Annotated in this window: 20 protein-coding genes; 10 read left to right on the top strand and 10 right to left on the bottom strand. The window is 46.3% G+C overall.

The genetic code is table 11. The features are described 5' to 3' along the window. Nucleotides 1-44: 44 nt before the first annotated feature. Nucleotides 45-1,076: a BMP family lipoprotein gene (locus tag QVE09_RS26930; RefSeq protein WP_017691014.1), complete on the bottom strand. Its 1,032-nt coding sequence runs from the start codon at nucleotides 1,074-1,076 to the stop codon at nucleotides 45-47. Between the two features lie 276 nt (nucleotides 1,077-1,352). Here QVE09_RS26930 and QVE09_RS26935 point away from each other — a divergent pair, with 276 nt between their 5' ends. The 3 genes from QVE09_RS26935 (at nucleotide 1,353) to QVE09_RS26945 (ending at nucleotide 5,971) form a co-directional block, all read left to right on the top strand. Further along, nucleotides 1,353-2,774 (top strand): hypothetical protein, encoded by a 1,422-nt coding sequence (locus QVE09_RS26935; RefSeq protein ID WP_315939296.1) that lies wholly within the window; start codon nucleotides 1,353-1,355, stop codon nucleotides 2,772-2,774. Between the two features lie 243 nt (nucleotides 2,775-3,017). Further along, the gene (locus QVE09_RS26940; protein ID WP_315939297.1) at nucleotides 3,018-3,608 is read left to right on the top strand and encodes a DUF5317 domain-containing protein; all 591 of its coding nucleotides are present in this window, start codon (nucleotides 3,018-3,020) and stop codon (nucleotides 3,606-3,608) included. Between the two features lie 530 nt (nucleotides 3,609-4,138). Further along, a complete protein-coding gene (locus tag QVE09_RS26945) occupies nucleotides 4,139-5,971 on the top strand; it encodes a diguanylate cyclase (RefSeq protein ID WP_315939298.1) in 1,833 nt (610 codons plus the stop codon). 133 nt (nucleotides 5,972-6,104) lie between these two features. On the opposite strand, the gene QVE09_RS26950 is transcribed toward QVE09_RS26945, so the two are convergent. Further along, a complete protein-coding gene (locus QVE09_RS26950) occupies nucleotides 6,105-6,272 on the bottom strand; it encodes a hypothetical protein (RefSeq protein ID WP_017691019.1) in 168 nt (55 codons plus the stop codon). A 306-nt stretch (nucleotides 6,273-6,578) separates the two neighbouring features. Between QVE09_RS26950 and QVE09_RS26955 the strand changes: the two genes are divergently transcribed. From QVE09_RS26955 to QVE09_RS26970, 4 genes are all read left to right on the top strand, one after another. Beyond that, nucleotides 6,579-7,409: a sensor histidine kinase gene (locus tag QVE09_RS26955; RefSeq protein ID WP_315939299.1), complete on the top strand. Its 831-nt coding sequence runs from the start codon at nucleotides 6,579-6,581 to the stop codon at nucleotides 7,407-7,409. A 1-nt stretch (nucleotide 7,410) separates the two neighbouring features. Further along, on the top strand, nucleotides 7,411-8,067 hold the full coding sequence (locus QVE09_RS26960; protein WP_036616682.1) for a response regulator: 657 nt from the start codon (nucleotides 7,411-7,413) through the stop codon (nucleotides 8,065-8,067). 208 nt (nucleotides 8,068-8,275) lie between these two features. Next, entirely contained in the window at nucleotides 8,276-9,991 is a 1,716-nt protein-coding gene (locus QVE09_RS26965) for a copper resistance CopC/CopD family protein (RefSeq protein ID WP_315939300.1), read from the top strand. A 426-nt stretch (nucleotides 9,992-10,417) separates the two neighbouring features. Next, on the top strand, nucleotides 10,418-11,179 hold the full coding sequence (locus QVE09_RS26970) for a YcnI family copper-binding membrane protein (protein ID WP_315939301.1): 762 nt from the start codon (nucleotides 10,418-10,420) through the stop codon (nucleotides 11,177-11,179). A gap of 246 nt (nucleotides 11,180-11,425) precedes the next feature. Here QVE09_RS26970 and QVE09_RS26975 read toward each other — a convergent pair whose 3' ends face one another. From QVE09_RS26975 to QVE09_RS27010, 8 genes are all read right to left on the bottom strand, one after another. After that, a complete protein-coding gene (locus tag QVE09_RS26975) occupies nucleotides 11,426-11,698 on the bottom strand; it encodes a hypothetical protein (RefSeq protein ID WP_315939302.1) in 273 nt (90 codons plus the stop codon). A 51-nt stretch (nucleotides 11,699-11,749) separates the two neighbouring features. Next, nucleotides 11,750-13,087 carry a Tle-like phospholipase domain-containing protein gene (locus QVE09_RS26980; protein WP_315939303.1) on the bottom strand — a complete coding sequence of 446 codons (1,338 nt, stop codon included), beginning with the start codon at nucleotides 13,085-13,087 and terminating at the stop codon, nucleotides 11,750-11,752. Between the two features lie 15 nt (nucleotides 13,088-13,102). Continuing rightward, complete coding sequence (locus QVE09_RS26985) at nucleotides 13,103-13,384, bottom strand: hypothetical protein (RefSeq protein WP_315939304.1); 282 nt, start codon at nucleotides 13,382-13,384, stop codon at nucleotides 13,103-13,105. Between the two features lie 381 nt (nucleotides 13,385-13,765). After that, nucleotides 13,766-15,985 (bottom strand): peptidase domain-containing ABC transporter, encoded by a 2,220-nt coding sequence (locus QVE09_RS26990; RefSeq protein ID WP_315939305.1) that lies wholly within the window; start codon nucleotides 15,983-15,985, stop codon nucleotides 13,766-13,768. After that, complete coding sequence (locus QVE09_RS26995; protein ID WP_315939306.1) at nucleotides 15,978-19,328, bottom strand: type 2 lanthipeptide synthetase LanM family protein; 3,351 nt, start codon at nucleotides 19,326-19,328, stop codon at nucleotides 15,978-15,980. The genes QVE09_RS26990 and QVE09_RS26995 overlap by 8 nt, the downstream gene beginning before the upstream one ends. Before the next feature lie 101 nt (nucleotides 19,329-19,429). Continuing rightward, nucleotides 19,430-19,612, bottom strand: a complete 183-nt coding sequence (locus QVE09_RS27000; protein ID WP_315939307.1) for a type A2 lanthipeptide — start codon at nucleotides 19,610-19,612, stop codon at nucleotides 19,430-19,432. 277 nt (nucleotides 19,613-19,889) lie between these two features. Further along, entirely contained in the window at nucleotides 19,890-21,266 is a 1,377-nt protein-coding gene (locus tag QVE09_RS27005; protein WP_315939308.1) for a sensor histidine kinase, read from the bottom strand. After that, a complete protein-coding gene (locus tag QVE09_RS27010) occupies nucleotides 21,266-21,979 on the bottom strand; it encodes a response regulator transcription factor (RefSeq protein WP_074093207.1) in 714 nt (237 codons plus the stop codon). Before QVE09_RS27010 ends, QVE09_RS27005 begins: the two co-directional genes overlap by 1 nt. Nucleotides 21,980-22,132: 153 nt before the next feature. On the opposite strand from QVE09_RS27010, the gene QVE09_RS27015 reads away from it, so the two are divergent. From QVE09_RS27015 to QVE09_RS27025, 3 genes are read left to right on the top strand one after another with little or no spacing between them, the layout of a single operon-like run. Next, complete coding sequence (locus tag QVE09_RS27015) at nucleotides 22,133-23,053, top strand: ABC transporter ATP-binding protein (protein WP_397387103.1); 921 nt, start codon at nucleotides 22,133-22,135, stop codon at nucleotides 23,051-23,053. Further along, nucleotides 23,053-23,802 (top strand): ABC transporter permease, encoded by a 750-nt coding sequence (locus QVE09_RS27020; RefSeq protein WP_133386958.1) that lies wholly within the window; start codon nucleotides 23,053-23,055, stop codon nucleotides 23,800-23,802. Before QVE09_RS27015 ends, QVE09_RS27020 begins: the two co-directional genes overlap by 1 nt. Nucleotides 23,803-23,814: 12 nt before the next feature. Then, a complete protein-coding gene (locus tag QVE09_RS27025) occupies nucleotides 23,815-24,546 on the top strand; it encodes an ABC transporter permease (protein ID WP_036673135.1) in 732 nt (243 codons plus the stop codon). Nucleotides 24,547-24,553 lie beyond the last annotated feature (7 nt).

Consider the following 24,553-nt stretch of genomic DNA (forward strand, 5'->3'; position numbering starts at 1 on the left):
GCTGATCATTTCCATCACTCATTCATTGAAAAGAACATTCAAAACTATTGTTGCAATGGATCTTTGACTACGATTTTGCCGGATACGATATCATCCTTGATTGCTTTAACCTTGTCGATCACTTCTTGTCCGACGAAAGCATTCAATGGAGATTCGCTGTCACGTGTAACGTACGTCAGGCCTACACCGTCTTCTTTCAAACCGTAGTTAACAGCGCCTGCTTTGAAGTTGCCTTCTACGAAATCTTTCACAGTCTCATAAGCAACCGTATCGGTTGACTTCAATTGAGACAATACGATATGTTCCGGGTCTTCAACTGTACGATCCGTATCCTGACCGGAAGTGTAGAAGCCTTTTTCTTTGGCTGCTTCGAACACGCCAAGATCACCTACAGCGGATGCGCCAGCAATGAAGTCAGCGCCTTTGCCGAATTGTACCAGTGCCAATTCTTTTGCTTTGGCCGGGTCATTAAATCCACCTACATAGTTCACGAGGAATTCTGCATCCGGATTCACGGATTCCAATCCAGCTTTGAAACCTTCCGTATATTTCTTGATCAATGGTACATCCATTGCTGCGATCATGCCGACTTTATCTGTTTTGGTGGACAATCCAGCAGCTGCACCAAGCAGATACGCCCCTTCATATTCACGGAAACCAACGCTACGAACGTTAGGCAGATCAACGGTTGTATCTACAATCGCAAAGGACTTGTCTGGATTCTCTGCTGCCACTTTTTTCAATGCATCTTCTGCCTGGAAAGTTGCTGTAATAATCAGATCATAATTCTCGGCAACCGCAGCACGCAGATTTTGTTCAAATGCTGCCGGGTCTGTCGATTCAATCGTCTTGGTATCTACTTTGAATTCTTCGCCTGCTTTTTTGAAGCCTTCATCCATCTGTACAAAGAAAGGGTTAACCCCTATTTTTTCGGGAAGTACGAGGGCCATCCGAAGAGATTTCTCCGAATCACTGCCTTGGGCGGATTGTTCGTCTTTGGAAGCCGAATTCCCACAAGCTGCCAACAAAATAGCCAACATGATGATCGATAAGACGAACGATAAACCTCTTTTCATTTTGAAAATACCCCTTTTCAACATTCTTTTTTCTTATCCTAGCGGATACTGTCGATCCTTGTCAATAAATCTTTGAGCGTATACACTCAAATAGAATATAATTGACAATTCGCTTTCTACCAAGCTTTGGAAACCGTTCTGTATCAAGCTTTTTTTCGTTGACATCTAGCGCGTCTCCGTGCTAAAGTCAATCCAATTATTCTATTCTGATAGGAATTGTCAGAATTATAACCCAAAGCTAATTATTTTCCAACCCATTTTAAGGAGGCTATTCATTTGAAAAAAATCACCCAGATCACGTTGGCGGCCCTACTCGCCGCTCCGGTAACACTCGGCAGCCTTAGCTTGCCCGCTTCTGCTTCAGCAGCATCTGCAATTCCAGCTAAACCAACCACCTCACAAAGTGTCAAAGGACCGGTAGCTCAGGCTCCAGTTGTCTATACGGAAAGCGCAGCGGATTTTGCTCAATTCTTGCAAGCGAAATACAACATTCAATTGCCACAACAGATTACCAAAGGTGATTTCATTCAAGCCATTGCAGCCATCACTGAAGCAACTCAAGCAAGTGACAGTGCAGCCAAAGCTCCAGTCTTTACCGATCTGTCTTCTGGTGATTCTTCCTACGATGCTGCCGTATCCTTATACAATAATGGGGTTCTTACAGGTACAGAAGTACGTGCTAAGGATCAATTGAGCACTTATGCAGCGGTCTTCATCGCGGTGAAAGCAGCCGGGTTCAAGGAACTGGCTTATACATATCCTGCAGAAAAAACGGCCAAAGCGCTTGCCAAAGTTGGCATTAGTCCGAAACGTGTTCAGGGACAAGCCGCACAGGAACTGGCTGCGGCGATTGATACAGGCCTGATTCCCGAAAACCTGTACCCCACTCTCCTTAAGGGTGGCGTAGCAAGTAAAGATTTCGCTAATACTTTGCTTGGACGCGTATTGGTCAGTCAAGGGAAATACAAACATGAGATTGGGCGTTCCGGCGATGCGGACATCTATTCCAAACTGTATGCTGCATATCGCACAGCAGATCTGATCGAATCACCTGAACTGAGAAAGATTGTGGATCAGGCTCTGCGAGATGATCTCGTAACAGGTTACAATCTGAAGGATAGCCGCTTTGACTCCAACTTTATCGATGAACTGACACTTACCTACGGCCACGATAATATCCAACATGCTGTACAGTTGGTTGGTTTGCTGCGTAGCGAAGGCATTGACGCCGATGTACAATTCCAACCGAAGACATCTGCCTTCATTTATTTGAAGGAATGGGGCGAGCCGAAGGAAACGCCAGACTATAAAGTGACACAGATCGAGAACGGCAACTATATAGCTTCTGCGAAGGAATATGATATTCAGTTCGAGTTCAACAATGTGGCTGACAAAGTTCGCTTCAACGACATTGTGCTGAAATATGCTAAAAAGAACAGTGACAGTACATCGCCATTGATTCTCAGTTCCTGGTGGCAACCGCTGTATTATTCACCAACCGCATTGGCGAACTACCCTGTCATTTCCAATAATAAGATCGCGCTTGGCAATTACTATGCTCAGTCCTTCTCTCTGAAAGAGAATGCCAAATCCATTCGGGAAGGTTTCCTGAAGCTGGCTCCAGATGCGGACATTACGACGTATGACTTCTGGGTAGACCAGCCTTTCTTCAACTATCTGAACGGTGGATCCGAATAAAATAAATTCCGTCTCCAACCGAATTAAAGCTCGTATTTTGGCACCATAAGCAGCCGTCCTTTACCGAATTTTACAGGGGTTTCGACCCCAAGATTCGTAAAGGCGGTTTTTTGTTCAGCATTTTGCAAATTTCTTCTAAAAAATCATTTTTCACATGCAGGAATTACCAATATAAGGTCGAATCCTTTATGTACACAAACACGCAATCATATTGCATATCTCCGCACGAACAGGAGTTACTCCATGGTATATGACGGTATTCTACTAGGCTTGATCGTTGGATTTTTTCGAGGCGGGTTGCGGCATGGGCTCAACCAGTTTGCAGCACTCAAGCTGCGAAGTGGCTGGATTTTCCCTGTATTGTTGCTAGTCCAGTTCTTTATTTTCTATCTGCAGGAACGATTCGAATGGGTGGCATCCATTAATGGATATCTCTTTGCTGCCGTCTACATTACAGGACTCGCTTTCCTGTGGCTCAACAGACACCATACCGGTTTCATGCTCATCTGGATTGGGGTGTTTCTCAATTTTGCCGTCATGGCTGTCAACGGTGGGCGCATGCCAGTTTCTGTGGAAGCCTCCTCTGTATTGGGACCCTATTATGTAGACATGCTCAGGGAAGGCGGCGCCGTATCAAAGCATTTTATGATGGATGCGTCCACACGTTTGCCTTTTCTCGGTGATATCATCCCACTCTCCAGCCCTTATCCACGGACTCAGGTCATCAGCATCGGTGATGTGGTCATGAACGTGGGCATATTCCTTTTTATCCAGTACATGATGGTGAATCGGGTCAAAAAGGCTGTGCAACCTGCTAAAACTCATCAGGCTTGAAGAGAGCAGGTAGACTCCAAGGAAGGGAGGTCTTCTCCATGAAGAAATTTGAAGGTGTGAAATATTCCCGCATTGTCATCAACGCAATCATCGTGGCTTCTGTCGTTGTGGCATTAACTTCGGGATACAAGCTGGGCGGCTAGTATCCATACCGCCAAACAAGACAAACAGGCTGCCAGCGGCCTGTTTTTTCTTTCTGGATTTTTGGCAGGCAACTTGGTATGGTATATATCCATATAGTATATCCCTTTACAAGAACACCAATCATATATTGAACTGAACATTTACACGAGAACGGAGAGGACAGAAATAACCTGAAGAAGCGAAGTGTTCGCCTAAAAGCTTTCTACAAGAAAGCTACATCGGAAGCATATGCTATCCCGGGATTTTCCCTTCTGGAAAAGAAATCAAAAAATCTGGGGATAACAGCGATCGGAAGGTTGTTCTGTCATCGAAGTGTAAGTGTTAATACCCATCAGCTCAATTTATATACACATCAAGAGTAGACTAAACCAAGCAGGAGATTTTTTATGAACTTTATTCGTAACCTTATCCATAAGGCAGATCGAAGCAGTATGTATGTTATTTTGCTTAGTTGTACCGGGATCGGTGTTTTTCTGTACATGAACAAATGGTCTTACCTTCATCTAACCACGGCGGATTGGGTTATGGTCTACACCATGCTGGGTGCGGCGTTAATTCTGGATTATTTCACGTTCCAGATTCCACCCAAAGGTAATCAGCAATCCATGGATTCATCGGTATACCTTGCCTGTATATTCATGTTTGGCGGAGCTTTCAGTTTATCCGTACTGCTTCCTGTCTCCATCATCCTGTTAATCAAAGAGCGCAAGCTCACCTGGTGGAAACACATTGTCAATTTCAGCATCTACAGTATCATGATTACGGGAGCAGCTGCCGTGTTTCAGTGGACTGGCGGGCAATCGGGAACTCTTGACGGATATAACCTGATTCCTTATTTTGCAGCGCTCGCAGCCTACTTCATCATCAACACGATCACACTTGGCTTATTCTTTCATTTCTCGACGAAGGATGCATTACAGCAGATGAAGCGGGCATTCGTTACCGAATCCCTGCTGGTTTATTTATGTACGCTGATTCTGGCGCTTGTCCTGACGATTCTGGTTGTGCACAATGGCGTACTCGGCCTTTTGTTGTATCTGAGTCTGAGCATTCTGCTTTCCCATGCATTCAAGCAGTTGTTTGTGATGTATCAGAGCATCGAGGAGAAGGCTAACACGGATCAACGCACAGGCCTGTTCAACCATAGTTATTTTGAAAATATGTTGGAAAGTGAACTGACTAACGCTCGCACGCAAGGAACCCCGCTCTGTCTGGGACTTATTGATATCGATGATTTCAAAAAGTATAATGACCGGTTTGGTCACCTTCAAGGTGACAGTCTGCTGGCCCTGCTGGGAGATTTTCTGATGCGAAAGACGGAAGGTACACCTGTTACCGCCTTTCGTTATGGAGGCGAAGAGTTCACTCTGCTCATGCCAGGAATGGAACTGGACGAATCCTACAAGTTTATGAATAAGCTGCGCAAACAACTAAACGACACGCCGTTTGAAGGCGTTGAAGTGTTTCCGCACGGTTGTCTCTCTTTCTCGGGTGGCGTCGCCCCCTATCAGGTGGATATGTATAACAAATCCCAGCTCGTGGATCAGGCGGATAAAGCACTGTATTATGCGAAGAAACAGGGCAAGAACAACGTGCACCGCCACGGCAGCAATGATGGCATGGAACACGAGATTGACCTGGTACAGGACGTTCGTGACATCGAGCAGCAGCTTAATCTGTTCAGATACAAGGATATGGATACGTTTAAACATTCCAAACGGGTCTACAAATATGCACTCGATATCAGTGAATTGCTCACACTGGAGAATGCGGAAAAACGTCGTTTTGTGCTTGGAGCATTGATTCATGACATCGGCAAACTGGAGATTCCCTGGTCCATTCTGAACAAGAAGGACAAGCTCACCGCAGAAGAATGGGAAACGATCAAAGGACATGTCACCTGGGGCAAAAAAATGGTGATCACGAACGATCGCTTCGCCGATCTGATTCCGTATATTGAACTTCACCACGAGCGCTATGATGGCAAGGGCTATCCTTACGGCCTGAAGGGTAACGAGATTCCTCGGCTATGCCGGATGCTGACCGTGATTGACTCCTTTGATGCCATGACGACAGAGCGGCCGTATCAAGAGACCAAGAACGTGGAAGAAGCCATTCGGGAGTTACGCGCATGTTCGGGTTCACAGTTCGATCCGGAGCTTGCCGAGTTGTTCATTCAATATATTGAGAAAAGGACCGCTCAGCAACAGTTGCAGTAAGATGAACGGAGCTTCTTCTATATGCTCTTAAAAAGTCAAAGCGCTATCCCCGGTCTGATCGGAGATAGCGCCATTTTCATTTTCATGGAATGAATCGTACACCAGACAACTTCATTCTCGTGCAGATTCTACATTAAGATTTGGTATTCAGTTCATGTGAAGTCTGATGCAGCTCTTTAATCATCTGCTGCAAAAACATGTTGTCTTGGCGACTGATACCGTGCTGATTGTCTTGAACAAGCATCTGATGAATGTTCTTTTTGAGCAATTCACTGCGACGTTCCAATACTTCTTGACTCATGTTGTTGCGTCACTCCTTAACATGTTTTGTAATGAATTCACGTTCTATATTAAGTATAGAGGACCTTCTCCGATAGGGAAAACGGACTCAGCCTTCCTCAGCTGGTCACACCAACCCTCACCTAGCGTGACAACATTTCACCCCTTGTCGTTCTTAGATATCCTTCTAAATACTCCCTGATCCTCCCCAGCTTTCTCCAAAGGACACAGACTAGGGTCTTGGACAAGCTTGCGTTATAATGGTCCCATCCCTGTATAAATAAATTACCTAATTAAGCTAATCCTAGATCAAAGGAGTTCTGCATTCATGTCCTATAAACAAATTAAATGGATGATTCTGCTGATCCCCACATTCACGGTTGGCATCTGGGAATATATTCGCCATCAGTTTCTGATGCCGTACCTTTCGATGGATGCTGGAAACTGGTTAACACCGGTCATCGTTTACCTCGTCAGCGTGACACTGCTCAGCCGATTGTTCCGCATGCTCGAAGGCGCCAGGGCTGCTCTGGAGCAGGAACGTGCAGCGAAAGCAGCTCTGGAAGCTCGTGACCAATTGGCCCGGGAACTTCATGATGGCATATCCCAGTCTCTTTTCCTGCTGTCAGTGAAGACCGATAAAGCCGGCCGTAGTCTGGCAGGGAGCGGACATGAGCATGAAATCCAGGAGATTCAAAAAACCGTGCATGAAGTCAATACATATGTAAGGCAAGCTATTGCCCAGTTGCGTTATGTTCCCTCATCTACCGTGGCACCCGAGATTATTTCACTGCATGCGCAGGTCGAAGTGCTCGTCAAAGAAACGGTACCTGGTGCACAGATTCATTGGGATCTCGATGGTGTAACGTTCTCTGCCAAGGAGCAAGTGGAACTGCTCGCCTGTATCCGCGAGGGTTTACTGAATGTACGCAAACATGCACAGGCTACCCAAGTTCAGGTTCACGCGGAGGGTAACCCAATTGCCTGGTTCATTTATATTCAGGATAATGGGATTGGACTAACTGAAGATCCTCTTCATCTGAAGGATCGGTACGGACTGCGAATTACGAAGGAACGCGCTGCCGAGATGGGGTGGTCTTTTACCCTCGATTCAAGACCGGGGCATACACGAATGACGATTGGAAAGGAGCATGCTTAATATGGAACATGTACGTGTATTGGTTGTTGATGATCATGCGCATGCGCGTGAAGCGATCTGTAGCATTTTATCCGAGGACAGCCTGTTTGAAGTGATTGGTACAGCTTCGAATGGACAGGAAGCGCTGGAGCTCACCGGACAATGGATGCCTGACCTGATCCTGATGGACGTGCAGATGCCGGGCATGGATGGGCTGGAAGCCACCCGTCAGATCAAGCTGCGATTCCCTTATGTTATTGTTGTTATGGTCACGGTATCGGATGATGTGACCTTTCTGTTCGAAGCACTGAAACAAGGCGCTCAAGGCTATTTGCTCAAAAATCTAACGCCTTCCACCTGGCTGGAGTACCTGCGCGCCATCGTCAGTGACGATGCACCGCTCAGCAAGGAACTGGCCTACCGGATTTTGCAGGAGTTTCCCGCACCACGCAGTGAAGATGTGCAAGATAACCCGCTAACGGCGCGGGAGCTTGAGATTCTGCAATGGGTATCCGCAGGATATACCAATCGGGAGATCGCTGATCAACTCGGTATTTCAGACCAGACGGTGAAGAATCATCTAAAAAACATTTTGCAGAAACTCCAGCTTGAAAACCGGGTACAACTCACCCGCTACGCGCTAGAGAGCGGGCTTGCAGGACGTAAGCTTCGCAAATAAACATTGTTGTTTCGAATTCAATGATGCGTCCCACATAGGTGAGAAATGACATAGCATTCATGCTTTTGTCACAATTATGTAGACCAAATCGTTTTTTTATAGCCCAATGTAGTCATACGCAGTCATTTTGGACAAAGTTATAATGGGTTAGATTGTGTATAAAGGAACATGAATGACTACAAATCTTTAACCTGAGGGTGATGATTTTTTGATTTTTACACGCTTTACCCTGAAATGGGGCAAACGGCACTGGGCATTGGTCACCAGCCTGTTGCTTGTGTGCTGCCTTGTTATGCCACAGTGGGCATCTGCCCACGCTTATATTGTTAAGGCTTCGCCAGGAGAAAATGAGATCCTCGTAGCTGCTCCGGAGCGGCTGACGATGGAGTTCAACGAGTCCTTGCAGACGGCCTTTTATGATATCAAAGTTACCGGTCCTGACGGTACTCAGGCAGACGATGGAAATGTACAGATTGATGTGGATCGCCCTCATATTCTGGAGACTGGCCTGCAGGCTGGACTCGGGAACGGGACTTATGCCGTCAACTGGAAAGCTGTATCTGCCGATGGACACCCCATTCAAGGGGCATATGTTTTCCATATCGGTGAACCGTCCGGTTCTCCTGCCGGACTGAGTGATCTTACATCCGGTTCGGGTTCAACAGGTGGGCCACTGAAATGGATCGTATCCCTGACAGACTGGATTCAGTATCTCGGATTGTCTGTCATTCTGGGGACACTTGCATTCTTGCTGCTGCGAATCGCACCGACATCCATGACAAGAGAACCTATGGACGTTCCAGGTAGCTACAGATTGTTATGGATCAGCTATGCTGCTGCTTCCTTTGCCGCTCTGGTCAGCCTGCCACTGAATACGTTATATGAATCTGGTGTGGCTCTGGGTGAGCTAAGCTGGGGACTGATTGGAAGTGCGCTCAAACTGACGTCCTTTGGTCAGATCTGGATGTTACAGATACTCATTGTAATGCTGCTGGCCGTCACGATTCTCTCCGGATATGATCGCGATCGATCCATCCGTGCTCGCATCTGGTCTTCTTACGGGTCACTCGTGCTCGTGCTTGGATGGCTGTTCACTCATGCCATGACGGGACATCCGGCTGCGGCGGATCAACGTGCTCTCGCGATTGCCATGGACTTCGTTCATCTGATCGGTGCTGCTTTCTGGATTGGTGCATTGACGGCTATGGCGATATGTCTGCCTCCACTCGCCGACAAGCTGCCTTCGAAGGTGCGAGGAGAAGTCTACTGGGTTGCTATTCGCAGGTTTACCGCCTGGGGGATTGGCGCCGTAGCCGCTCTGGTCGCTACAGGAATATACAGCAGTCTGATTATTCTACCAGCACCTGTGCTGACTTCCTTGTTCACTACAGCCTATGGCCTTGTCCTGATCGGCAAGATCGTCCTGCTGATTGTGATGGTTCTCTTTGCATGGCGTCATGCCAGATTGGCAAGAGCAGCAACGGGAAGCAGATTATCCGGCAGCCTGAAAGCCGAGCTCGCTACTGGTGCTGTAATTCTCGCTCTTGCTGCCGTGTTGACACATTTGTCTCCGGGACAACCAGCAGCGGTCGGACCGTATCAGGAGACAAAGACTACAGACGATGGCTCGGCGATCACACTTCAGGTGAGTCCCAATGTGACGGGAGAGAACCAATTTGAAGTGGACGTCAAACGTGCAGACGGCAGTATCGTTAATGATCTGGAACAGATCACCCTGTCACTCACACATCTGGACATGGATATGGGGATCTATGAGATCACCATTCCGAAAAACGACACCGGTGTGTACAAGGCTGAAGATTACATCTCCATGCCTGGCCGTTGGAATATCAAGGTACATCTTCTGACCAAAACGTTGGATTCACTGGATACCGAATTTGAGATCGACACCGCCAAGCCATAGTTACACAACGTTTATATTGAAAAGTGACCCAATCTAAAATTAGTGTTTCTACAAACTGCAAATGTAGTGAAGGGAATGAAATTGATTCTGGAGAAGCGAAGCTAAAAGCTTTCTGAGTCTACACGAGAACGGAGAGGACAGAAATAGCGTGAAGAAGCGAAGCGTTAGCCTAAAAGCTTTCTGAAAGAAAGCTGCTTCGGAAGCATATGCTATCCCCGGATTTTACCCTTTAAGAAAAGGGAATCAAAAAATCTGGGGATAACAGCGATCGGAGGGTTATTCTGTCATCGAAGTAGCAAGTGTAACCTGCTTTTAATCACTCGAAAGAACCCTTCGTAACCGAACGGTGCCTTTGCAGAACGTAGACACTTATTTAAGAAAATGGGCCGCATCATATATGATAAGAACTGAGAGGGGTTATTTATTTTGAAGAAAACATCATGGATTTCCAAACTGACATCCACTATCGCAACAGGTACTGCAGCATTTATGCTATTCGCCGGATTCGCGAGCGCTCACGTTACCGTTAGCCCATCCGTTGCACAGACAAGCGCATGGCAGACATACACGATTAAGATTCCATCCGAGAAAGAACTGCCAACGACCAAAATCACGATGAAAGTTCCGGAAGGTGTTGCATTCAAGCAATATCAACCACTGGCTGGCTGGAAAATCTCCACAGAGAAGAACGCCTCCAATGAAGTCACATCGATCACATGGGAAATTGACGGCGATAACGAGGGTATTATCGCAGGACAATTCCAGCAGTTCAACTTCGTTGCACAGAATCCTAAGGCAGAAGCTGAAGTAGCTTGGGATGCGTTCCAATACTACAGTGATGGTAGTATCGTAGAATGGACAGGCCAACCAAGTGACGCCAACCCGCACAGTATCACGACGATTAGCGAAGATCCGGCTGCTGCTGGTAATGCTACGGCAGGTGGAGGACATGATAGTGCAGGTACAGAAGGCACCAATGGAGATAATGCAGCTACCGACGATAGCAAAGCAAATGATGACACCACGCTGGGCGATGCACTCAATGACACCGTTACAGGTGAGCCGAACAACACGGATACAGACCCGGGTACATTGAAACTTCAACAAGCGACGTTGATCGTATCCATCCTGGCTCTGGTTCTGTCCTTCCTGGGAATCGCTCTGGCTACACGTCGTAAAAAACGTTAAGGACTAACTTACAGTTCACGATAACTTGAGAAAAATTTAGATAACAAAGAAGCCTATGGCATACGGGATCAAACCCGATCTGTCATAGGCTTTTTTTCTGGTATTAATACTTTTTACTCCGTGGTTTATACTCTCAATCATTCTATTTGTACTCACAATTACATACAATCGCTCGACATTTCTCCACATTCACACTCTTATCCACGCTGATTACCATCCGCAATATGGCATCAGCCTTACCACTCGTTAGCGTTCCTGATCCGTCTGGATCATGATCTCAATGTATTGCAGCAAGCTTTTCTTCTGCTGTTCAATGGATTGAATACGTCTGGACAGGCCCGCAAAAAACTCTTCAATCTGCTGCCTTGTATGATCAGCAGCTTGCCCCTTCCAATCGTTCAGGCGACTGTATAGCGCCCGCGCTTCTTGCTCATCGGCTTGCAGACGGGCAAGCAGCTGTGTCAGTTCTTTTTCCGCAATCCGAAGATCATTCAATTCCACCAGCAATTGTCCACCCACTTGCGTTCCCCTCCCCCATGTACGTGATATCGACATCAACCAACCTGGTTCCTAATTAAAATGAACCGGACTCTCGTCCGCCTGCCGGAAGGCATCTGCTTTCTCATCAATAAAGTTCAGGAACTGGCTGGTATGTTTCATATGCCATGTGCTAAGTTCTTGAATCGATGCGTCCAGTTGGGTGACAATTGGCTCCAGCCTGCGACTGCGACTTGTATGCAGGTATTGAGCCATGCGGCTTCGTACCTGATTCAGCTCGGCATTACATTGCTGTGCATTTTGCTTCCACCGGGAAGCCACACTTTTCAGTTCTTCCGGCGTTACCTGAATCAGACCTGAAGCGGCAGCAGCCGAAGCCATACCTGCGCCGCCGGACTTGGAACGTAATGGACCGAAGTTCTTGCTGAACGGTCCCATGTGATCCATAAGGCGTGGCGAATAACGGATTCTCTCTCCAGTAATCGGATCGTACAGGTCATTGGATATGTAACCATTTTTGAAATCATATTGATCCAGACTGTGATAGTTTTCCCCGCCAAATGAGTTCTTCGCTTTATCGATAATACTCACGCCGTCATTCGCCGAGTCATAATCGGAGTTGATGTAATAGGTCGATCCCACATGCCGGTCATATCCTCCCAGCGTTCCGCTGGCTACCAGATCACTGGGATTGGCATAGTTCACAACCTGCCCGTCAAATGCACCCGCTTCAGCCCGGCGCCGCATTTCTGGCGTCAAATTACCCATTACCGATGGTGCACTGAACGTCACGGCTGGAATTCCTGTATAAGCAGATGCATATTGTGCATTTCCCCCGCCCAAGGAATGTCCGGTCATCGAGAAATTCAGATCCTTATGCTTGTTCTGCATGTGATTTGCGTAGTCTTCGGATTGATACATCTGATTGGCCCAGCCTGTAGGGGAAACGGTTTTTTCAATATCTTTTACGCGATCACCCGTCCAGTTCTCCACATCTCTTACCCTGTCACCAGCCCAATCTTCCACTTTGGATATACCCGTGAAGTCCTTAACGCCTTCGACCCCTTTGTCGAGCCAATCCGGCGTAAGATTATTAACAAAATTCCCGGCCTCCTGCTGACCCTTACGAATCAACTCTCCGCCCCCAATACGGCCATCCATGACAAAGTCAGGTACAGAGCGATCCAATGACGCACTTCCTTCTGTACCACGATAAGCAATGACCGCTTCCTTGGTCTCGGGATTATAAAATGTTACGGCATCAAAACCGGAGAATTTATTGCTTTCCGTCCCCTCAAGGACCTCCCATCCGGGAAGTTCCGTTAATTTGTCTCCAGCCTTTTGATCCTGGTAGGCTAGATCAGACATCGTTTTATACGTTTCATCATCAATATTGGACCCGTTACTCAATAACTACACCTCCCTTTATTTGACGTATGGATCGTGTCCCTTAGCCATCATCACTTCCTCAATTTCAGGGCTAATGACCAGGTTCTTGGTTACCTTCTTTTTGTAGTCGTACGAAATGCCAAAGCTCTGATCTTCATGATCTTTCACATGGCCTTTCAGCCCAATCTGGGACACTGCCATTTCCGGCAACAACTCTTTGCTTGTAATCACAACATCCAGTTCAAACTTCTGCTTGAAGTGCTGAATTACGGTTGCTTCAGCTTCTTCGTATAAAGCTTCTTTCTCACTTGCATTCATGTTCTGACAACCTCCCAGAAATATAGTAAACACCATCATTAGTGTGAATAAACCCTTCAACCATCCTGCACGTTTAATACGGATTCCTCCTCTTGGTAGAATCGAGGCATTCACTATATGTGAAGTACACCCTACTCATCTGTTACCTGCATCATAGTACAAAATCAACATGTGCCATATCGGCTAACAGGATCGTTTTCATGTAACTTTCTTCCTATATGATTCATTCAGAGTACTTTGGTGTACATTACCCATTTTCCTAATTCTTGCATCAGTTTAGCTTTTCGGCTTTACCATATATAACAAAAAAGCATTCTCTTCAACACATATTGTGTAGAAAAGAAAGCCTTTTGTCTTCCGTCAACATCATCCTCACTAGCCTTATCCATATTGTCTGGCCCCGGTTTCGTCCAGTTGTTCACACACGAGATCATTGTAGGATTTACACCGCCCAATCAATTCATCATGTGTTCCAGCATCAACGAGTTCACCTTGATCCAGTACATATATGGTGTCCGCGCTTCGGATCGTACTTAGCCTGTGGGCAATGATAATCTGGGTACATTTCAACATGTTTAGATTATGGGCAATGGTCGCCTCTGTAACAGTATCCAAAGCACTGGTTGCCTCATCCAACAAAAGAACTTTGGGTCTGCTCACCAATGCTCGTGCGAGAGCTACCCGTTGCTTCTGCCCTCCAGACAGATTCGATCCCGCCTCAGAGATCAGTGTATTATACTTCATTGGCATCTTCTCAATATCGGCATGAATATCAGCCAGCTTCGCTGCGATCATCACATCCTCTAGCGTTGAATCCGTTGCGTGCAGCCTAATATTGTCATGAACAGTATTGTTAAAAACAAAGTTATCCTGAAGCACGATACTGATCTGGCTGCGAATATCCTGTTGTTCCAGTTCTTCTACATTCATCCCGTCAAAATAGATATTGCCCTGGGTCGGCGTGTACAGCCCTACCAGCAATTTTGCCAAGGTGCTCTTTCCTGATCCTGATTTGCCAACCAGAGCGACCCTTTGCCCTGCTTTGATTGCAATATTGATATTTTTAAGAACATCTTCACCATAGTCCGTATACCTGAAGCTGATCTGATCAATCGTAATATCCCCATTCAGCTTCACCCCCTGAAGGGGTGGCGTTGATTTTTTCTTGAATTTATTACTTTCCTCGGCTTGAATGACATCATAGATTCGATCCAGTAGTGCATCCGCCATCACGAACTCATTGAGCATCAAAGCAAGCGAGTTCAACGGCCCCAGAAACAGCGCGGCAAGAGACTGGAATGAAACGAGCATGCCGAGGGTCATATTCCCCTGCATAATCTGATATAATCCCACCAGTAGAATGAGCATCGGAGTCATAAAGTTCAGCGTGTTGGTCACGGTATTCACTCTCGTCTGAAAAATCGCTTTTTCCTTGACTGTTGCGAGTTGACGCTTGAATAGCGCTCTCCATTTCTCCGCGGTACGCTCTTCAATCCCTAGTGATTTGATGGTCGAGATACCTTCCAACACTTCCGTCATGAATGATCCAGCCAGACTTTGGGCGACAATCTGAGTTTGTGTCAGCTTCTTGAATCTGCTGCGTGTGTATACAAAAACAAGAATTTGTATCAGCCCTACACCAAGCAGTGTGAAAGCGATCAAACGGGACTGGATTATAATATATGTGAAGGTAACAACAATTAAAAATAGATTGATCATCGTAGAGATCATCTTCTGGGATAATATCTCTCGAATGGTCGTATTGCTATTAATCCGCAACATCAAATCCCCACGCGAACGAATTTCAAAATATTGATAAGGCAGTCTGAGCATATGTGAGACAAAGTTTGTCGTCAGTTGGGAATCCAGCAATTCCTGAAGCCGTACAATGCACATATCCTTCATATAACTGAAGCCGATCTGAAACAGGGTTAACAGCACAATGCTGGTGATCAGGACAGGAAATAACGAGTAACCCTCACCGCTAGTGGCCGCATCAATTGAAACTTGCATCAGGAACGGAAAGGCCACCGAAACCAATTGCAACCCCAGAGCAAGTAGAATGGTCCAACCAAAATATTTTTTGTTACTGCGAATCAAATCCTTGAAGTACGCCACTTTACTAATCTTTTTCTCGGATAAAGGTACAAAGCCATCATCCGGATATACGAGCAAAAAAATACCTGAATATTTCTCAGCAAACTCCTGCGTACTGATAACCAGCCTGCCCAAAGCCGGATCGACAATAATGAACTGACCACCCGTCTTGATCCGCTCAAGCACGACAAAATGGCTGTCTTCCCAGAAACAAATGATTGGCAGAAAGTCATTGTTGAGTGATTCAACAGGCGCTTTTTTGGCTATCCCCTTCAAATGATAGGTCTGGGCAACCTCTTTCATTTTGAGCATGGAACTGCCATCCCGGCCGTTCCCCAGCATCGCAAAACGTTCCTTCAGATCCGTGAAATCCGCTTCGTAGCCGTGATATGCGAGTAACATATGTAAGCAACTAGGGCCACAATCATATTGATTCATTTGCAGTTTGACAGGAACTTTGCGTTGTCTCTTTCCGCGCAGACGGAATACAGGCCGTTCAGGCATAATGCTGCCCCATATGGGGTGACTGTTCCATAGTGTCCATCTGCTGCTGAGCGGATGCCGTTTCCATAGCGTATGTCTGCGCCATATCCCTTATTTCCTTGCCTTTTGGTCCCTCCATCATCAATACTGAAGGCAGGTCACGATTGTAAAGTCGGAGCAATTGATATCCAATGCCGGCAAGCCCTAGCATCAGTCCCGGGATTTGCTGACGACCCGGAATGCCGCATCTCCAATGATGATTATCATGTCTCACCTGTGTCACAATGTAATTTGCCATCTGAACTGAGTACTCCTTCAACTCTTCATCCTGCAAATATTCGGCTGCGAGCAGGAACAACTCCAGATTGCCCATATCCCCATGGCAGAGCGAATAGCTAACTTCTGTAAACCCTTCTTCCATCGTCTTGGCTAACGCTCTGCGGATATCCTTCTCAACCTTATCCATAGCTCCTAATGACCTCAATTGCTGCGCTAACCCTATACGGGCGATCCCTAGACCAGGTGCGCCATTACACCAGTACATGACATAATGTTCTTCCGGCATGCTGCCATCGGTGAACCGCAGATCTTTCCAATTGTTCACTTCAGGACTGTAGAGGGCTTCCTCATACTTCAGTCCTTCAATACAGGTTTCAAGATAGGCTTTGTTGCCTGTAGCACTGTATAGACGGGCCAAACTCAGACAGATGCCTGCGTTACCATGCGCAATGCCGCTAAGTGGCGTTTTATTAATCGCTGACGTCACCCAAGCCATACCTTGATCCATTGGCTGCGCAAGCTTCAGCAAACGATCTCCGCAACGCACAGCCACGTCCAGCGCTCTTTGCGATTGAAAGTTCATATACATGTCCACACAAGCCATCAATGTACCTGCACAACCTGAGATCACATCCAATTGCTGATCATTATCAATCATATCGTCCAGGATATCGAGCAATTCCAGCGTATCCGGGTTAATCCCCGGTTCGGAACATACGTCGGCTTTATGAACCAGTAAATAGAGAAGTGATCCATATCCAGTGAACAATGAGATGTTTTTATCGATTTTTTTGCGAATCATCTCCCAGGCTGTCTGAATACACAGATGAACCATCTGCATATATTTGTGGTCACCTGTCTCCTGACTCAGATACAAATAGAAATAGGCAATGCCCGTTACCCCGTTATATAACCCCAATTCCGAAGATTTGTAGATTAACTTCTCGTCCGCATCCATACCCATACTGATCCATGACACCGAAATACCTTCATCTCCCATAATGGCAATATCCTTTATGTAATCCCCGATCCTTACGGCTTCATGCAAATATTCTTCTTTCGTCATGGGTATTCGAAGTTCATTCAACTGTGCCGGTTGCACACTTGCGGTACTCTTCTCCATAGCGAATGAACGTTCCAGCACATACTTGGTCTGGAGTGTCCTTTCGGTAAATTCCCACTGCATGTCCATGTCTTTCGGGTTCATTGCCCGCACTTTATCCGCAGTCTGCGTTAAAATATCAGAGGAAAATACGCCGGCAATGGCTTGGTTGTCGTGGTGGTGAAACAACATGTCCTGGCCGATACAGGTCTGGAACATAGGTACGTCTCCGTGCAATAGATCGTAGCATTCATATTTCACGAGCTTTTCACGCATACGATCCTGTCGTACAATCATCCACATCATGTCGAACAACAAGCTCTTATCCAGCCCGTTTCTGAGATATTTGGGATGGGAGCTGGCTTCAATCAGCGTAAAGTATGTAACAGTCGGACGAACGATCGTGCGCACAGCACAACCATAAAAGTAATTGCAAACGATGGAGATAAATGACTCCTTTTGCTCCATGATGGCGTTGTATACACGATAGAAACCCTTCTTCAAACTTTGGATATATTGTTCAGGTTTGATCGGGGTCTGTTCATATGAAGGCAAATGACTGAACCGACTCACGCTTACTTTACTTCTTTGTATTCTCATGGTATCTGTATTCTTATCGTGAATCTCATACGTGTTGAGTACCTGATCTACGTCCCCCGCAAGCCCGCTTAGATCACTGTGATACAAGGCATTGGAGTCCAGCGTGGGCAGCATGCTCGTTTTTAACACGGAGTCATTCAATATCGAAAGGGTCTTCTCCAGCGCCGTATAGTATTCCTTCTCCTCCACATATTTGAAGGGCTGATTGTGCAGCAGTGATTCCAGATCGACAAAGAATGGATGCTCACCTTGAGCAACGATGTTCTCCATATGCATGTCCGTTGCGTTAACGGCATACAGAATAGCGAGATACTGCCCCTGCCGTTCAAAAAAACGTTCCGCTGCCTCCAGACTGGTGACTTCCTCATAGGGTATAAACTGCTGCCAGCCATATTCGGAGCGATCCAGCGATTTGGCAATACGGAACGGCAACCCCATTTGCTGATCGTTAAACCATTGCAACAGTCTGGCAAAAGCGGTGTCGATGGCCATGTTCCTTGGTTTGTACATGACATTGCCCCCTCCCGCAAACGCTAACCGCAATACACTGGCTCCACCATTATGCGAATCCCCCAGAAATACGATATCCTCCAGCTTATCCAGCTCGAAACCAAAAAAAGACTCCAGTTCACGACGATCTCTCGTCAGGCGCTCCAGAACACGCATCATATTGAGACTGATCCGAAGAGTGTGCTCAACAAGTCCTCGGGCAAGAACAGGATATTCCAGCAGTAAGGCGAGAATCTGTTCTCTGGACTGGATGTTCTGGCTCACAAAGTGCTGATACCGCTGCCGGGAATCCTCACCTCTCAATTCATCTTGTAATCTCGCTTTGTTTAACTCATAGATTAGTGTCTTGGCAGACATGTGGAAAACTTTATCCGAGACTGTCTTCAGAACAAGCCCTGTAACACGCCGTTTGTCCAACCAGTCATATCCTTCATTCAGGCCTTCGGTCATGATCTGAATGGATCGTTGCAGGAAGGGTTTGGAAAACTCAAAGAACGGAATTTCATCCGTATCGCCCTCAATAAAGTATTCGATCTCCAGATGTTCATTCTCCAGAAATGTCCTACGGAGTTCCTGATGCCAAGTCATTTCAGCAAAGTCGTACATAAAACCTGCATCATTAAACATAGCCTGCACCGTATCCACATTCATGGATTCAGCCTGGAAGCGATTGGACAATTGCTCCTGGTCCTGAAAAAACTTGTCAAGCCATTGCTGCATTCTTCCTGAATCCGTTTGCTCTACAGGCATGTCTACATTCGGAACGTTGGGAACTTGTGCAGTATATCGCTGCACAAACTGTTTGTATTTCTCTGTTAAGTAGAGTGCATCACTCCATCGGGAGTCATGTAATCGCTCCTGTATGCTCATCATTTCATTCCCCTTCTATTGGATAGTTTGGTGTCCAAAATCTCCCATAAAAAAATCAAGCACATAACTGAAATCAGCTATGTGCTTGAAGATGAGAGTAAAATTTAACAACAAGTAAGCCAGGAAGAAGGTGAAACCGAATTATAATGACATTCATGACTTACCGTACAGAATACACCGCCGCTAGCTTCAACATCAATTACAGATACCGCCCCTGTAATGACCATAAGCTCTTCATCACTGATGTCCTCGATTGCTCGCAATGCTTCGAGATTGAATTGTTTCATTGAAAAAACCTCCATTCGAATTTTTTTATATGTATAGCTTATAAAAAGCTAAACACCAATGTTGAACTCAACTGCAGGATATTGTAAAATATTTAAATTATGTAATTATTTTCTATATATTCATACTAGCATAATTTTCTAGTTTTTGTAAATCTATTTTCGGAATTTCACCATCATTTGACAAAATAAATTGCTTTTACTAGAATCACAACAAAATTGTGTTATTCCGTTGTTAAATGCACAAAATTTTAAACACCTGTCCAAGGCAGGTGTTTTTCTAAGGCAACTGCAAAGCAGCTCTAAGCCCTTCCCCACTATCACTCTCAAGAATAAGCTTTCCCCGATGAGCCTGCGCAATCCTTGATACCATTGGAAGCCCCAAGCCATGTCCCTGACGGGAAGGCCGTACGCGCCCTGCCGCATAGGGGAGAACCACCACATCGTCCAGATACTCTTTTGGAATTCCTTTTCCATCATCTGACACCACAAATTCACAACATACATCCTCTGCTGCACGCATCGTTTCCAACACAATTGCACACCCCTCCGGGTTATGCGTGATACTGTTTTGTACCAAATTCGTTACTGCACGATACAATAATCGTTCATCCCCCATAACATGAAGACTCTCGTCCTGAACATGAAGCGAGATTGGATAACGCTCATCCAATCCATTATTCAAAAAATCCGATACAACCTGCCTTGCTAGTACCGAGAGTCGAATCGACTTCAACTGTAAAGGCTGCATCTCATACTCCAGCATGGATACCAGGTTTAGATCACTGACCAGTGACCGCAGGCGTTCACCCTGGCGACGAATAATGGAGGCCTGCTGTTTGTGCTCAACTGGCAAATCCGATTGCTCCTCCAACTCACTCGCGTAACCCAGAATCATGGACAAGGGTGTCCGTATATCATGAGAAATGCCTGCGATCCAGTTGGATCGCGCTTCATCTCTCGCTTTTAGAGCATCATCCTTGTCCTGAAGCATACGGGATGTTGAATTGATGCTTTGTGACAGATCGTTAAATATACCTTTGGTCCCGACGTGAACAGGCTCTTCCTTTGCCAATGCGTGAATGCCATGGATTAACGGTCGAATACTACGGATCACCCGCGTTCCAATGAGTATGGATACTAGTAGAGCCAGAGCCACATTACACACCAACAATAGTATGATCCGAATAGGCAATGACTTGAGCCACTCTGCCAGAAAGTCGAACTGGTATTTTCCGTACGTATTCTTAGGGTAGCCTACGACCAATAATCCATCTTCACGTTCCCATACGTACACCGGGTATTCCTTAAGATAGTATCGCGAGAACTTCGCAACATCCGTCACGTTATAAGAGCGCGGGATTTCAGCCGGAAGCCGTTCGCTCCACTGTACCTTACCTTGGGGATCGAGCAGCATCGCCCAAGCCTGATATGTATCCAGCAGTTGCATTCCATCGCTGTTTAGCGCATAGTCCCCCTGCTCGCCCTTACTCAGGCCACTGGCCATCTGTTTCACAACCGCACCGGGGGAAGGACCCTCATGAATTTCCTTGAAGATCAGCGAACCTAGCAGAATTAGATTGAACAATAACAGCACCACAGATACCAGAATGGTAGATCCGACAAACTTTCTGAGAATTCGAACAACGCCATCCATCACCTAGACTCCTGAGCCATCAGTTTGTAACCAAGTCCCCGAACGGTTAGCAAAAATACCGGTTTGGATGGGTCTTCCTCAATCTTCTCCCGGATTCGCCGAACATGCACCATCAGTGTATTTTCATAACCATAACTCTCGTCTCCCCATACGGCTTGACACAGGGCATCACTGGTTACAATCCGGCCTTGATTCTCATACAACTTGATCAGTATGGCGTGCTCCTTAGCTGTCAATGGAAGCTCCCTGTCTGTCCCCTGTACAACAGCACTCTCCAGATCAATGGTTTGTTCGCCTAAACGGAATACAGGCAATCTCTCCACCGTATTGGAGGCATATACCCGCTTCAGAATAGCCATCAGCCTGAGAATCAACTCTCTTGGCAGAAAGGGCTTGACCATATAATCATCCGCTCCCAGCCCCAAACCGAGCAATCGATCCTCATCTTCACCACGTGCCGACAGAAACAGAACAGGCATGTCCGAGAATGAGCGGATCGAAGAGAGCAGAGAGAACCCATCTCCATCTGGAAGCATCACGTCCAGGATTGCTGCATCCGGCTTTTCAAGCCTGCATACTGCCAAGGCATTCACGAAGTTATCAGCCGTATAGACTCGAAAAAAACCTTCTTTACGTAAAAAACGTTCAATCATTTCCCGTATCTCAGGTTCATCATCTACGATCAATATTTTCTTATTCTTCAATAATTCCATTGATATCACCCTTTTTATTATACATCATAAAGGCATTCATCCGATATTTTCCATTTCCATTTAAGGTAATTGTAAGGTTATCTTCAGCCACGAGCAAGAAGCCTGATCTATATTTAGAGCAACAGAGATATTAGTGAAATGGAGTTGAGATCAATGATAAATTCTTCCCCCATCGTAGAAACGCATAACCTGTCCAAATCTTATGGCGGTACTAACCGCGTACACCAGGTTAATCTGGCAGTTGAGACGGGACAGATTTTTGGCTTCCTGGGTCCGAACGGAGCAGGCAAAACAACCACATTAAAAATGCTGTTGGGTTTGATCAAACCCACCGAAGGCACTGTGAAGGTGTTCGGCAAAGATCTGAATAAACATCGCCCTTCCATTCTGAATCAGACAGGTTCACTGATCGAATCCCCATCTTATTACGGCCACTTGACTGGACTTGAGAATATGAAAGTCATGCAGCGATTGCGGAACGTACCGAACAAAAATATTGATGAAGCTCTCAAAATTGTCCGGCTCGAAAATCAAAAACATAAGCAAGCCGATCAGTATTCCCTAGGGATGAAGCAACGACTCGGTATTGCCATGGCCCTGCTTGCCTTCCCAAGCCTGCTTATTCTGGATGAACCTACAAACGGACTTGATCCGGCCGGGATCGGTGAGATCCGGGAATTAATCAAGTCCCTTCCGGGTCAATATGGCATAACAGTCCTGTTATCCAGCCACCTGTTGTCGGAGATCGAACAGATTGCTACCTCGGTCGGGATTATCAGTGATGGCAAACTTCTGTTTCAGGGAAGCATGCAGAGTCTTCAGGCCAATAACAAGGCTACCATTCGTTTTCAGACGACGGATACGGCAAGGGCAGAGAAAATCCTTTTGACTCAAGGCTACATGCCTACAGTCCAGGGCAAACAACTGGTGTTCGACTACCTTCGTGACGAAGAAGTCTCGCAGATGAATAAAGTGCTGGTACAACACGATATTCCTGTGATTCGTATCGAGGAATACAAGAAAAGTCTGGAAGGTATATTCCTGGATCTGACCGGAAAGGAGCGGAGCCTGTAATGAAAGCTCTATCCCTGGAGTATTATAAAATCCGCCGCAAAAGGATCTGGGTCATGCTTTCCCTGTTTCTGGCCGCAGAAATGATCTGGGCCTCCATGTCTATGAGCATCTCCATCTCCCGAAGTGCAGCCAATGCGAGTTGGGAAGCCTTGATCTTCAGCATCGCTTCCATGAACGGACTGTTCCTGCCCATTATATCGGCTATCGTTGTATCCCGTATCTGTGACATGGAGCATAAGGGGAACACATGGAAGATGCTGATGACGACCAACATCGGACGTAATCATGTCTACACAGCCAAGTACATATGTGCGAACAGCCTGATCCTGTATGGTATTCTTGCGCAAGCTGTGTTCATTGTCGGTTTCGGTCTATCCAAAAACATTTCCGGCCCGCTACCATTCTCCCTGCTGGTGCAGTTCGTTATAGGCACACTGCTAACTACACTCGCGATAACCGCTCTTCAGCAATGGTTGTCTCTTACGGTACGCAATCAGGCTTTTGCATTATGTCTGGGTATGCTGGGCGGATTCATTGGAACAACATCGGGTTTGTTTCCTGCGGGTGTACGTCACCTTTTCATATGGTCTTACTACATGGATCTGAATCCAGTCACTTACATTTACAGCGCAACTTCGGGTACCTATGTATCGGGTATGCTGCCTGTTGGTCTTTTCTTAGCCGCCTTGTTGATGGCTGCCATCTTCTATTTTGCAGGGAATATTCATGCTTCAAGACAAGAGATTTGAGGAGGGAAACACATGCTGAGGAGCATTTCCGCCGAATGGCTTAAACTTCGGCATTCCCGGATCAGTCTGGTACTGGCCATTCTGCCTATTATCAGCCTGCTTATCGGATGCTTTAACTTTTATTTCAATCAAGCGGCTTTACAAAACGGGTGGTACAGCCTGTGGACACAGGTCAGTTTGTTTTACGGAGAATTCTTCCTGCCCATCCTAATCGCTATCTGTTGTGCCTTTGTATGCCGCCTGGAACACAGCAATCGCAACTGGAATATGATTCTGGCTTCTCCAGTGTCAGTCACCAGCCTATTTGTTGCCAAGTTGGTCATTGTTGGCATATTGATCTTCTCGGCTCAAGCCTTCTTCATGCTCATGTACTGGGCAGCAGGCAAACTGTTCGTCATTCCGGGTCCGTTCCCGATGGAGACCGTCGTATGGAGCCTGCGAGGATGGTTTGCCTCTATCTCTATTGCTGCGCTGCAACTAGGGTTGTCGATCCGGATAAGAAGCTTTGCGACGCCAATTGGCATCAGCCTTTGTGCAGTCTTTCTGGGACTGGGCATGTACGTGCTGAAAATCGGCATGTTATTCCCCTACTCTTTGTTAACTATAGGCATGGGCGTTCTGAGTCAAAAGGGACTGACATCCTCGGAGAATATCGTCTTTCTTTTCATGAACAGTCTCTTTATCCTTCTGTTTGCTACCTGGTCGATCCGCCGCCTGAAATATAAAGACATCGCATCGTCCTAAATTTACC

It is taken from the genome of Paenibacillus sp. ClWae2A (genome assembly GCF_032452295.1).
Classification (GTDB): Bacteria; Bacillota; Bacilli; order Paenibacillales; family Paenibacillaceae; genus Paenibacillus.

Bases quoted from the DNA above. Each gene is read 5' to 3' on its own strand.
- QVE09_RS26930 (WP_017691014.1), bottom strand. From the start codon at position 1,076: ATGAAAAGAGGTTTATCGTTCGTCTTATCGATCATCATGTTGGCTATT.
- QVE09_RS26940 (WP_315939297.1), top strand. From the start codon at position 3,018: ATGGTATATGACGGTATTCTACTAGGCTTGATCGTTGGATTTTTTCGA.
- QVE09_RS26945 (WP_315939298.1), top strand. From the start codon at position 4,139: ATGAACTTTATTCGTAACCTTATCCATAAGGCAGATCGAAGCAGTATG.
- QVE09_RS26950 (WP_017691019.1), bottom strand. From the start codon at position 6,272: ATGAGTCAAGAAGTATTGGAACGTCGCAGTGAATTGCTCAAAAAGAAC.
- QVE09_RS26955 (WP_315939299.1), top strand. From the start codon at position 6,579: ATGTCCTATAAACAAATTAAATGGATGATTCTGCTGATCCCCACATTC.
- QVE09_RS26960 (WP_036616682.1), top strand. From the start codon at position 7,411: ATGGAACATGTACGTGTATTGGTTGTTGATGATCATGCGCATGCGCGT.
- QVE09_RS26985 (WP_315939304.1), bottom strand. From the start codon at position 13,384: ATGAATGCAAGTGAGAAAGAAGCTTTATACGAAGAAGCTGAAGCAACC.
- QVE09_RS26990 (WP_315939305.1), bottom strand. From the start codon at position 15,985: ATGCCTGAACGGCCTGTATTCCGTCTGCGCGGAAAGAGACAACGCAAA.
- QVE09_RS26995 (WP_315939306.1), bottom strand. From the start codon at position 19,328: ATGATGAGCATACAGGAGCGATTACATGACTCCCGATGGAGTGATGCA.
- QVE09_RS27000 (WP_315939307.1), bottom strand. From the start codon at position 19,612: ATGAAACAATTCAATCTCGAAGCATTGCGAGCAATCGAGGACATCAGT.
- QVE09_RS27005 (WP_315939308.1), bottom strand. From the start codon at position 21,266: ATGGATGGCGTTGTTCGAATTCTCAGAAAGTTTGTCGGATCTACCATT.
- QVE09_RS27010 (WP_074093207.1), bottom strand. From the start codon at position 21,979: ATGGAATTATTGAAGAATAAGAAAATATTGATCGTAGATGATGAACCT.
- QVE09_RS27015 (WP_397387103.1), top strand. From the start codon at position 22,133: ATGATAAATTCTTCCCCCATCGTAGAAACGCATAACCTGTCCAAATCT.
- QVE09_RS27020 (WP_133386958.1), top strand. From the start codon at position 23,053: ATGAAAGCTCTATCCCTGGAGTATTATAAAATCCGCCGCAAAAGGATC.
- QVE09_RS27025 (WP_036673135.1), top strand. From the start codon at position 23,815: ATGCTGAGGAGCATTTCCGCCGAATGGCTTAAACTTCGGCATTCCCGG.